Origin of the sequence: Streptococcus infantis (assembly GCF_047464615.1) — a bacterium.
Lineage (GTDB): Bacteria > Bacillota > Bacilli > Lactobacillales > Streptococcaceae > Streptococcus > Streptococcus infantis_Y.
On sequence record NZ_JASHBO010000012.1, the window covers coordinates 61,490 to 74,947 of the forward strand.

Genomic DNA, 13,458 nt, shown 5'->3' on the forward strand with positions numbered 1-13,458 from the left:
ATTTTTTTATTCCAAAAGAATATAAGAAATTAAAACCCTGTTCATTCGTATTTTATATATAAAACAAAGTATGAAAACGTAACGCAATTTTAAGACTTTTTGGTAAATTAAGAGTATAATCAAAGTGTAATGCCTTTTTTATAGATAATACACTAATATATTGAAGGCCTTCGTAAGATAAATATAAATTTTATTTCAAGGAGGAATAATGGAAAAGTACTTTGGTGAAAAACAGCAGCGTTTTTCATTTAGAAAATTATCAGTAGGACTTGTATCTGCGACGATTTCAAGTTTATTTTTTATGTCTGTATTAGCTAGTTCATCTGTAGAGGCTCAAGAGACTAAAGGTGTTCACTATAAATATGTGACAGAGTCAGAGTTATCATCAGAAGAAAAGAAGCAGCTTGTCTATGATATTCCGACATACATGGAGAATGATGATGAGACTTATTATCTTGTTTATAAGTTAAATTCCCAAAATCAACTGGGAGAATTGCCAAATACTGGAAGCAAGAATGATATGCAAGCCCTAGTTACTGGTGCTAGCTTAGCTGCTCTGGGAATTTTAATTTTTGCCGTTTCTAAGAAAAAAGTTAAGAATAAAACGGTATTACATTTAGTATTGGTTGCAGGAATAGGAAATGGTGTTCTTGTATCCGCTCATGCTTTAGAAAATAATCTTTTGCTAAATTACAATACTGACTATGAATTGACCTCTGGAGAAAAATTACCTCTTCCTAAAGCCATTTCAGGTTACACATATATTGGATATATCAAAGAGGGGAAAACGACTTCTGAGTCTAAAGTAAATAATCAAGAAAAATCAGTAGCCACTCCTACAAAACAACAAAAGGTGGATTATAGTGTTACACCAAATTTTGTAGAACATCCATCAACAGTACAAACTATGCAGGAACAAACATCTGTTTCTTCAACTAAGCCGACAGAAGTTCAAGTAGTTGAAAAAACTCTCTCTGCAGAATTAACCAATCCAAGAAAAGAAGAGAAACAATCTTCAAATTCTGCCGTTGTAAGCGCAAAAGGCGAACCTGCAACCCAATCTGCCTTACCAGAAGCAGTTGTAACTGACAAAGGCGAACCTGCAACCCAACCCGCTTTACCAGAAGCTGTGGTAAGTGACAAAGGCGAGCCTGCAGTTCAACCAGAGCTTCCCGAAGCAGTTGTAACTGACAAAGGCGAACCTGCAACCCAACCCGCTTTACCAGAAGCTGTGGTAAGTGACAAAGGCGAGCCAGCAGTCCAACCAGCGTTACCAGAAGCTGTTGTAACCGACAAAGGGGAGCCTGCAGTTCAACCAGAGTTGCCAGAAGCTGTTGTAACCGATAAAGGTGAACCTGCAGTTCAGCCTGAATTACCAGAAGCTGTTGTGAGTGACAAAGGTGAGCCAACTGTCCAACCCGCTTTACCGGAAGCTGTAGTAACTGAAAAAGGGGAACCTGCAATTCAGCCAGCGTTACCAGAAGCTGTTGTAACCGACAAAGGGGAGCCTGCAGTTCAACCAGAGTTGCCAGAAGCTGTTGTAACCGATAAAGGGGAACCTGCAGTTCAGCCTGAATTACCAGAAGCTGTTGTGAGTGACAAAGGTGAGCCAACTGTCCAACCCGCTTTACCGGAAGCTGTAGTAACTGAAAAAGGGGAACCTGCAATTCAGCCAGAGTTACCAGAAGCTGTAGTAACTGAAAAAGGGGAACCTGCAGTCCAACCTGAATTGCCGGAAGCTGTTGTAAGTGACAAAGGCGAGCCTGCAGTCCAACCAGAGTTTCCCGAAGCTGTAGTAAGTGACAAAGGCGAACCTGCAACCCAACCTGCCTTACCAGAAGCTGTAGTAACTGAAAAAGGGGAACCTGCAATTCAGCCAGAGTTACCAGAAGCTGTAGTAACTGAAAAAGGTGAACCTGCAGTCCAAGCAGAGTTACCAGAGGCTGTAGTAACCGACAAAGGCGAACCAGAGATTCACCCAGCGTTACCAGAAGCGGTTGTAACTGACAAAGGTGAGCCTGAACAGGTAGCCCCACTTCCAGAATACACTGGTGATATTGATCAAGTAAAGCCAGATATTCCGACTGAAAAAACGAAAGAGCAGGATCCAGAAAAAACACTCGAATTAAGAAATGTTTCGGATATTGAGTTGTACAGCCAGACGAATGGGACTTATAGACAACATATTTCATTGGATGGAATTCCAAAGAATACGGATAATTACTTTGTCAAGGTGAAATCTTCAGCATTTAAAGATGTCTATCTACCAGTAGCTTCAATAACTGAAGAGGAAAGAAATGGTCAGCCAGTTTATAAAATTACAGCTAAGGCTGAGAAACTCCAGCAAGAGCAGAACAATAAATATGTCGACAATTTCACCTTCTACCTCGATAAGAAGGCTACAGAGGAAAAGACAAACTTTACTTCCTTTAGTAATCTGGTCAAAGCTATAAACCAAAATCTCTCTGGAACCTATCATTTAGCAGCTAGCCTGAATGCTAACGAAGTGGAGCTTGGTCCTGATGAAAGATCCTATATCAAGGGAACCTTTACTGGTCAGTTGATTGGAGAAAAAGATGGTAAGAAGTATGCTATTTATAACTTGAAAAAACCTCTGTTTGAAAACTTGAGTGGTGCTACAGTAGAAAAACTGAGTCTAAAAAATGTTGCTATTTCAGGTAAAAATGATATTGCTTCACTGGCAAATGAAGCTACAAATGGCACAAAGATCAAACAAGTTCATGTCGATGGTGTTCTGGCTGGAGAACGTGGTATCGGTGGTTTGTTGGCTAAGGCAGACCAATCAAGCATTACAGAAAGTAGTTTCAAGGGAAGAATTGTCAATACCTATGAAACAACCGCTGCCTATAATATTGGTGGTCTGGTCGGTCATTTGACAGGAAACAAAGCTTCACTGACTAAATCAAAAGCGACAGTAGCCATTTCATCCAACACCAATAGTTCAGATCAGACTGTTGGTGGGCTAGCAGGTCTAGTAGATCAAGATGCGCATATACAGGATAGCTATGCTGAAGGTGATATCAATAATGTCAAGCACTTTGGTAGAGTCGCGGGTGTAGCAGGATATTTGTGGGATCGAAAAACAAATGAGGAACAGCATGCAGGAAGATTGACCAATGTACTAAGTGATGTCAATGTAACCAACGGGAATGCCATTACCGGTTACCACTACAATGGAATGAAGGTGAAGGACACATTCAGCAGCAAAGCGAACAGAGTATACAATGTCACCTTGGTTAGGGATGAAGTCATCAGCAAAGAATCCTTTGAAGAAAGAGGAACAATGCTAGATGCTTCTGAAGTGACTAATAAAAAAGCAGAAATCAATCCTCTCACTCCTCCAACAGTGGAGCCCCTTTCAACAAGTGGTAGTAAAGAAAGTGATTTTTCTGAGGTGAAGCATTATCAAGCTAACCGTGCTTTGGTTTATAAGAACATTGAAAAATTGTTACCTTTCTATAACAAGGCGACCATCGTGAAATACGGAAACCTGGTTAAGGAGAACAGTCTCTTATATCAAAAAGAACTCTTGTCCGCAGTTATGATGAAGGATGACCAAGTAATCACAGATATTGTTTCTAACAAACAGACTGCAAATAAACTCTTGCTTCACTATCAGGACCATTCATCTGAGAAGCTCGATCTCAAGTACCAGACTGATTTTGCCAAGCTAGCAGAATATAGTTTAGGGGATACAGGACTCCTCTACACTCCAAATCAATTCTTGTATGACCAAGACTCTATCATTAAGCAAGTCTTACCTGACTTACAAAAGGTTGACTATAAGTCGGATGCCATCAGAAAGATACTCGGAATTTCTCCAGATGTCAAGCAAACTGAGCTCTATCTGGAAGACCAGTTCGTCAAAACAAAACAAAATTTGGCAAACAGTTTGAAAAAACTCTTGTCAGCAGATGCTGGACTTGCTGGTGACAACCCAGTTACCAGAGGCTATCTTGTAGATAAAATCAAGAACAATAAGGAAGCTTTGCTACTCGGTTTAACTTATTTAGAACGTTGGTATAACTTTAGCTACGGTCAAGTGAATGTCAAAGACCTGGTGATGTATCGTCCAGACTTCTTTGGTAAAGGAAATACTTCACCACTAGATACTCTGATTGAGTTAGGGAAATCAGGATTTAATAATCTGCTTGCTAAAAACAATGTCGATACTTATGCTATCAGTCTTGCCAGCCATCATGGAACGACAGATTTGTTTAGCACGTTGGAAAATTACCGAAAAGTCTTTTTACCAAACACTAGCAATAATGACTGGTTTAAGTCACAGACTAAGGCTTACATTGTCGAAGAAAAATCCACTATTGCAGAGGTCAAAGCCAAGCAAGAGCAAGCAGGGACTAAGTATTCTATCGGTGTTTATGACAGAATTACTAGTAGTACTTGGAAATACCGCAATATGGTCTTGCCTCTCCTTACCTTGCCAGAAAGATCTGTATTTGTCATCTCAACCTTGTCTAGTCTAGGATTTGGCGCTTACGATCGCTACCGCAACAGCGATTATAAGGCTGGAGATGAACTCAATAAGTTTGTTGAAGATAATGCGCGTGAAACAGCCAAACGTCAGCGAGATCACTATGATTATTGGTATCGTATTTTAGATAAAGAAGGACGTGAAAAGCTCTATCGTACAATTTTACTTTATGATGCCTATAAGTTTGGAGATGATACAACATCTGGAAAAGCTACAGTTGAGGCTAAGTTTGATAGTACCAATCCGGCGATGAAGAATTTCTTTGGTCCAGTGGGGAATAAAGTAGTTCACAATCATCATGGTGCTTATGCAACTGGAGATGGCGTTTACTATATGTCCTATCGTATGTTAGACAAGGATGGAGCCATTACTTATACCCATGAGATGACCCATGATTCAGATCAGGATATTTACCTTGGTGGCTATGGTCGAAGAAGCGGCTTAGGACCGGAGTTCTTCGCAAAAGGCTTATTGCAAGCTCCTGACCAACCAAGTGATGCAACCATTACCATCAACTCTATCTTGAAACATAAAACATCAGATAGTACAGAAGGCCAGCGATTGCAAGTACTTGATCCAACTACAAGATTTAATGACGCAGCAGATCTTCAGAACTACGTCCACAATATGTTTGATGTCGTTTACATGTTGGAATATCTCGAAGGGCAATCTATCGTGAAACAGTTAGATGCTTATCAGAAAATGACGGCCCTGAGAAAAATCGAGAATAAATACGTGAAAGATCCTGCAGATGGAAATGAGGTTTACGCTACTAACGTTGTACAAAATCTGACAGAAGAAGATGCCAAAAAATTGACTACCTTTGATAGTTTAATTAAAAATAATATCTTGTCAGCTCGTGAATATAAGTCTGGGGAATATGAAAGAAACGGTTACTATACGATTAAACTCTTCGCCCCAATCTATTCGGCTCTGAGCAGTAAGGGAACTCCGGGTGATTTGATGGGACGTAGGATTGCTTATGAACTTCTGGCTGCCAAAGGTTTTAAGGATGGAATGGTACCTTATATCTCAAACCAATACGAGGAAGTTGCTAAACAACAAGGGAAAACTATCAATCTTTATGGTAAAGAACGAGGATTGGTGACAGATGATCTTGTTTTGGAAAAGGTATTTGAAGGTAAGTATAAAACTTGGGCAGAATTTAAGACAGCTATGTACCAAGAACGGGTGGGTCAGTTTGTAAACTTGAAAAAGGTGACCTTCAACGATCCAACCAAATCTTGGGCAAGTTTTGCAAGAAAGACGATTCATAGTGTAGAAGAACTGCAGCGATTAATGGACGAAGCTGTCCGTAAGGATGCAGATGAGAATCGTTATTCTTGGGACAACTATAATCCAGAATATGATAGTGCAGTTCATAAGTTAAAGAGAGCAGTGTTTAAGGCCTATCTAAATCAAACTGATGATTTTAGAAGTTCAATTTTCGAAAATAAAAAATAGTGTTTACTATTAGGAAATAAAATTAAAGAAGGTGATTACGCTTGTCATTATTTAAAAAAGAACGGTTTTCAATCCGAAAAATCTGTGGGATTGTTGGTTCATTTTTACTCGGAAGTATCTTGGTTGCACCGTCAGTCATTCATGCTTCTACCTATCATTACATTGAAAAAAGCGCTCTTACAAAGGAAGAACAAAGAAAGATTCAAGCAGGAATTCCTACTGATAATGAGGTAATTTATGCTCTTATTTATCAGCAGGAAGCTCTTCCTGCAACAGGTTCATCTACTTCTGTGCTTACAGCTTTAGGACTATTAGCTGTTGGTAGTTTAGTCCTTTTGGTTCATAAAAAGAAAAAAGTTAGTAGTTTGTTCTTAGTTACTACTATCGGAATGATTAGTCTTTCTAGTATGCAAGCTCTCGATATAAGCAATCCTTTGAAAGCTCCAAGTAATGAAGGAATAGTTCAAATTGCTGGATATCGTTATATTGGATACTTACCGCTTGATGATGATGCAATTTCAGAAATTCAACATAAGAATGAGGGGACAAAAAATGTTCCAGTATCTGAAATTCAAAGTATTCCTAATGAAGCGCCTAAAGCAGAAAAACCAGAACATACAGCACCAGTTGGTGGTAATCTGGTTGAGCCCGAAGTTCATGAAAAACCAGAATATACTGCACCGGTAGGAACAGTTCCTGATATGGCTCCTAAAGCTGAGAAGCGAGCATACACTGAGCCTGTAGGTATGGCTCCAGACGAAGCACCTAAATCAGAGAAACCAGAGTACACTAAACCAGTGGGTACAGTTCCAGACGAAGCGCCTAAGGCTGAGAAACCAGAGTACACTCAACCTGTGGGTACAGTGCCTGACGAAGCACCTAAAGCAGACAAGCCAGAATACACTGAACCCGTAGGCACAGTCCCAGATGAGGCTCCTAAGGCAGAGAAGCTAGAATATACAGCACCAGTTGGTGGTAATCTGGTAGAACCTGAGGTTCAACCAGCCTTACCCGAAGCTGTTGTAACTGATAAAGGTGAACCGGAAGTTCAACCAGCCTTACCCGAAGCTGTTGTGACTGACAAAGGCGAACCGGAAGTTCAACCAGCCTTACCCGAAGCTGTTGTGACTGACAAAGGCGAACCGGAAGTTCAACCAGCCTTACCCGAAGCTGTTGTAACTGATAAAGGTGAACCAGAAGTTCAACCAACCTTACCCAAAGCTGTTGTGAATGACAAAGGCGAACCGGAAGTTCAACCAGCCTTACCCGAAGCTGTTGTAACTGATAAAGGTGAACCAGAAGTTCAACCAACCTTACCCGAAGCTGTTGTGAGTGACAAAGGCGAACCGGAAGTTCAACCAGCGTTACCCGAAGCTGTTGTAACTGATAAAGGTGAACCGGAAGTTCAACCAGCGTTGCCGGAAGCTATTGTGACTGACAAAGGCGAGCCGGAAGTTCAACCAGCCTTACCCGAAGCTGTTGTAACTGATAAAGGTGAACCGGAAGTTCAACCAGCGTTACCCGAAGCTGTTGTGACTGACAAAGGTGAGCCGGAAGTTCAACCAGCGTTGCCGGAAGCTATTGTGACTGACAAAGGCGAGCCGGAAGTTCATGAAAAACCAGCATACACTGAACCGGTAGGCACAGTTCCAGAAGAAGCACCCAAGTCCGAGAAGTCAGAATACACGGAATCTGTAGGTACAACAGGAGTAGATGAAACAGGAAACGTAATTGATCCGCCGGTTATTGAAATCTCAGAGTATACCGATCCACTAGCTACAGTTCCTGACGTTGCTCCAGAGAGAGAAGAGCTTCCTGCTTTACATACTGATATTCGTACAGAGACTATTCCTAAAACTATCACAGAAGAATCTGATTCTAGCAAATTTATAGGTGATGATTCTATTAAACAAGTTGGTGAGGATGGAGAACGTCAAATTGTTACTAGCTATGAAGAGTTACATGGCAAAAAAATCAGTGACCCAGTTGAAACAGTAACTATTTTGAAAGAAATGAAGCCTGAAATTCTTGTAAAAGGTACCAAAGAAAAGCCCAAAGAAAAAACGGCTCCTGTTTTGACTCTGACCACTGTATCTAAGGATGTTTTAGCTAAGTCTGCTACAATTAACTACAATCTAGAAAATCAAGACAATGCTACAATTACACGCATTGTAGCGACTATCAAAGAAGGTGGAAAAATTGTAAAAACGCTTGATTTAAAAACCGATAACTTATCTCAAGTATTAGAGAACTTAGACTATTACAAAGATTATACGATTTCAACCACTATGACTTATGATGTAGGTAAGGGTGCAGAAGTATCGACTTTGGAAGATAAACCTTTACGCTTAGATTTAAAGAAAGTTGAGTTGAAAGATATTGCAAATACCAGTCTCGTACAAGTAAACGAAAGCGGTGTCGAAAGCGATAGTAATCATTTAACCTCTCTTCCAAGTAATGTTAACAACTATTACTTAAAAGTAACCTCCAGAGAAAACAAAGTGACTCGTTTAGCAATTGATAAGATTGAAGAGGTCATTGAGGAAGGTAAGCAGCTTTACAAGATAACGGCAAAAGCACCTGACTTAGTTCAACGTGATAAAGACGGTAAGTTAAGAGATACTTACACTTATTATCTTGAAAAACCGAGGGCTACCGAGGATAAGGTTTATTACAACTTCCATGATTTAGCAAAAGACATGCAAGCAAATCCTACCGGTGAGTTTAAACTTGGTGCAGATTTGAATGCAGTTAACGTTAAGCCAGCAGGTAAAGCTTATGTTATGGCTAAGTTTAGAGGTACTTTATCAAGTGTAGAGAATCATCAGTACACGATTCATAACTTAGAAAGACCTTTGTTTAATGAGGCTGAAGGTGCTACACTCAAAAACTTTAACTTAGGTAATGTAAATATAAACATGCCTTGGGCTGATAAAGTTGCACCTATTGGTAATATGTTTAAGAAGTCTACACTTGAGAATATCAAAGTAGTAGGTTCAGTAACAGGAAATAACGATGTAACCGGTGCTGTTAATAAGTTAGACGAAGCTAATATGCGCAATGTAGCTTTTATTGGCAAGATTAACAGTCTTGGAGATAAAGGCTGGTGGTCTGGTGGACTTGTCAGCGAAAGTTGGATAAGTAACGTTGATAAAGCTTACGTTGATGCTAAGATTAGTGCCAATAAATCTAAATCTGGTGGTTTAATTGGTAAACTAGATCATGGTATTGACTCGATGACAGTAGGTAAAAAAGGATTTCTCCGAAATGCTGTAATAAAAGGTACTATGAATTTGATTCAGCATGGCGAAAGTGGAGGTGTAATTCATAACAACTTTAACTGGGGTGTTATTGAAGACGTCGTAACAATGCTTAAAGTAAATAATGGTGAAATTGTCTATGGTTCACCAGCCTTGAATGATAATGACCAATATTTTGGATTAGATAATATCAAACGTGTAAATTATGTAAATGGTGTTGCAAGTGGTTTATCTTCCTACAAGCATTCAAATCGTATTACTGGTATCTCTCAAGCCGAAGCAGACGCCAAAATCGCTAATATGGGGATTACTGCGAATACCTTCGCTATTCAAGATCCAGTTGTAAACAAGTTAAATCGTATCGTTGATAGAGATTCTGAATATAAAGCGATTCAGGACTACCAAGAAACAAGAAACCTAGCTTATCGAAACTTGGAAAAACTGCAACCATTTTATAACAAAGAGTGGATTGTAAACCAAGGGAATAAGTTAACAGATGATTCCAATCTTGTTAAGAAAACTGTTCTGTCTGTAACAGGTATGAAAGCAGGGCAATTTGTCACTGATTTATCAAGTGTGGATAAAATCATGATTCACTATGCCGATGGAACCAAAGAAGAATTTGGGGTATCTGCGGTTTCGGACTCTAAGGTAAAACAAGTCAAAGAATATAATGTAGATGGTTTAGGTGTAGTTTACACTCCTAATATGGTTGATAAGAACAGAGATTCCTTGATTACGAAAGTTAAAGAGAAGTTGAGTTCTGTTGCTTTAGACTCTGCTGAGGTTAAAGCTATTACAAATAACCCTTCATCTCTATACCTAGAAGAAAGCTTCGCTGAGGTTAGAGAGACGTTAGATAAGTTAGTGAAGTCCTTGTTAGAAAATGAAGACCATCAACTGAACAGTGATGAAGTGGCTGAGAAGGCGCTTCTCAAGAAAGTTGAAGATAATAAAGCTAAGATTATATTAGCCTTGACTTATCTAAATCGTTATTATGGTATCGACTATGATGGCTTGAACTTTAAGCATTTGATGATGTTTAAACCAGACTTTTATGGTAAAACACCAAGTATTTTAGATTTCTTGATTCGTATAGGTTCAGCAGAAAAGAATTTAAAAGGAGATAGAAGTTTAGAAGCTTATCGTGAAGTTATTGGTGGTACTATTGGAAAAGGTGAATTAAATGGCTTGTTAGGCTATAACATGCGTTTATTCACTAAGTACACCGACTTAAATGACTGGTTTATTCATGCTGCAAAGAACGTTTATGTTTCTGAGCCTGAGACGACTACAGAGGATTTCAAAGACAAGCGCCATCGTATCTATGACGGTTTGAACAATGACGTGCATAGTCGCATGATTTTACCGTTACTCAACTTGAAGAAAGCACATATTTTTGTCATTTCTACTTACAACACGTTGGCATTCAGTTCTTTTGAAAAATATGGGAAGAATACGGAAGAAGAACGAAATGCTTTCAAAGAGGAGATAAACAAAGTAGCGAAAGCTCAACAAAGATATTTAGACTTTTGGTCTCGTTTAGCTTTACCAAAAGTTCGTAATCAGCTCTTGAAGAGTCAAAACTCCGTACCAACGCCTGTTTGGGATAATCAAAATTATAGCGGTATTAAGAATGCTAGTCGCCGTGGTTATGGTTCAGATGGCAAGGTTGCAACTCCTATTCGAGAGCTATTTGGCCCAACTGATCGTTGGCATCAAGTTAACGGAGCGATGGGAGCGATGGCAAAAATTTATGAACGTCCATGGAAAGATGATCAGGTTTACTTCATGGTAACTGACATGATTAGTCAGTTTGGTATTTCAGCCTTTACACATGAAACAACTCACATAAACGACCGTATGGCTTACTATGGTGGAGATTGGCATCGTGAAGGTACTGACTTAGAAGCCTTTGCTCAAGGTATGTTACAAACCCCTGATAAATCTACTCCGAATAGTGAGTATAAAGCTCTGGGTATCAACATGGCTTATGAGCGTAAAAATGATGGTGAGCAGTACTACAATTATGATCCAGCTAAGTTAGACAGTCGAGACAAGATTGATAGTTATATGAAAAACTACAATGAGTCTATGATGATGTTAGATTACTTAGAAGCTACTGCCGTTATTAAGCAGAAGTTATCTGATAACTCTAAGTGGTTCAAGAAGATGGATAAAGAGTGGCGTACAAATGCGGATAGAAATCGTTTAATTGGAGAACCACACCAGTGGGACAAATTACGTGATTTGACGGAAGAAGAGAAGAAATTACCAATTGATAGCATTGACAAGTTGGTAGATAATAACTTTGTAACTCTTCATGGTATGCCAAATAACGGTCGCTTCCGTACGGAAGGTTTTGATAGTGCTTATCAAACGGTCAATATGATGGCAGGTATCTTTGGCGGGAATACGAGTCGAAGCACCGTAGGTTCTATTTCCTTTAAACACAATACTTTCCGTATGTGGGGTTACTATGGTTATGAGAATGGCTTTATCCCTTATGTTTCTAACAAGTTAAAAGGTGATGCCAACAGAGAAAATAAAGGGCTTTTAGGTGATGATTTCATTATCAAGAAAGTTTCTAATAATCAATTCCAAAACCTCGAAGAGTGGAAGAAACATTGGTATCATGAAGTGTATGCGAAAGCACAGAAAGGCTTTGTTGAGATTGAAGTAGACGGTTCTAAGATTTCAACTTACGCTCAACTTCAAGACTTATTTAACACTGCTGTTGAGAAAGACTTGAAAGAAGGTGGTTTCAAGCATACTGAAGGTCTCAAGTGGAAAGTTTACAAGAAGTTGTTGCAAAACACAGACGGTTTCTTAAATCCATTGTTTAAAATATAAAAGGGACAAGTTTGTTGGCTCTTTTGTACCATTTGTCAAGTATATCAAGGGCCTTAAGTAAAAAAAGAGATAAGACAGTAGCTATTCTGAGGTTACTGTCTTATTTTTACCACTTATTGATCCATAAAAGGGCACGCTAAAAAACACCTCATCTGGTATTTTTTGAAACAAGGTGTTATAATATAGTCAATTGAGTCTAAAACAGTACACAATGTGGTATAATCTTCTTATGGCATATTCATTAGATTTTCGTAAAAAAGTTCTCGCTTATTGTGAGAGAACAGGTAGTATAACAGAAGCATCACACATTTTCCAAATCTCACGTAATACCATTTATTGCTGGTTAAAGCTAAAAGAAAAAACAGGAGAGCTAAACCATCAAGTAAAAGGAACAAAACCAAGAAAGGTTGATAGAGATAGACTTAAAAACTACCTTACTGACAATCCAGACGCTTATTTGACTGAAATAGCTTCTGAATTTGGCTGTCATCCAACTACTATCCACTATGCTCTCAAAGCTATGGGGTACACTCGAAAAAAAAGAATCACACCTACTATGAACAAGACCCAGAAAAAGTAGCTTTATTTCTTAAAAAATTTAATAGTTTAAAGCATCTAGCACCTGTTTATATTGATGAAACAGGATTCGATACTTATTTTTATCGAGAATATGGTCGCTCATTAAAAGGTCAGTTAATAAGAGGTAAAGTATCTGGAAGAAGATATCAGAGGATTTCTTTGGTTGCAGGGTTAACAAATGGTGAGTTAATCGCTCCAATGACTTACGAAGAGACGATGACGAGCGACTTTTTTGAAGCTTGGTTTCAGAAGTTTCTGTTACCAACATTAACCACACCATCAGTTATTATTATGGATAATGCAAGATTCCATAGAATGGGGAAGCTAGAGATTTTATGCGAAGAGTTTGGGCATAAACTTTTACCTCTTCCTCCCTACTCACCTGAGTACAATCCTATTGAGAAAACATGGGCTCATATCAAAAAGCAACTCAAAAAGGTATTGCCAAGTTGCAATACTTTTTTCGAGGCTCTTTTGTCTTATTCTTGTTTCAATTGACTATATATAGAGAATGTCATCAGAAAGGAGAATCTTTCTGTTTTATTTAAACAAACTTTATATTAATGTATTATAAACATTCGCATATGTTTGCGCTTTATTTGAGGGCTTGACTGGTTTTATGGTTGCTTAAATAAATTGAAAATGATATAATCAGCTGTGATAGCTGTGATAGCTGTGATAGCTGTGATAGCTGTGATAGCTGTGATAGCTGTGATAGCTGTGATAGCTGTGATAGCTGTGATAGCTGTGATAGCTGTGATAGCTGTGATAGCTGTGATAGCTGTGATA

3 protein-coding genes are annotated in these 13,458 nt (G+C 38.9%); all 3 read left to right on the forward strand.

Annotated features, from left to right (window positions below):
* Window positions 1-208: 208 nt before the first annotated feature.
* The 3 genes from QM450_RS08115 to QM450_RS08125 all read left to right on the forward strand — a co-directional run bounded on the left by QM450_RS08115 (window position 209) and on the right by QM450_RS08125 (window position 13,167).
* Window positions 209-5,977, forward strand: coding sequence for a ZmpA/ZmpB/ZmpC family metallo-endopeptidase (locus QM450_RS08115; RefSeq protein WP_414320234.1), 5,769 nt, complete (start codon window positions 209-211; stop codon window positions 5,975-5,977).
* Window positions 5,978-6,018: 41 nt separating this feature from the next.
* Entirely contained in the window at window positions 6,019-12,090 is a 6,072-nt protein-coding gene (locus QM450_RS08120; protein ID WP_414320235.1) for an SIALI-17 repeat-containing surface protein, read from the forward strand.
* Between the two features lie 229 nt (window positions 12,091-12,319).
* Window positions 12,320-13,167 (forward strand): IS630 family transposase gene (locus QM450_RS08125; protein ID WP_414320236.1). Its coding sequence is split into 2 segments (ribosomal slippage): window positions 12,320-12,638 and window positions 12,638-13,167, totalling 849 coding nucleotides; the frame shifts between segments, so codons are not numbered across the junction.
* Window positions 13,168-13,458: the final 291 nt, after the last annotated feature.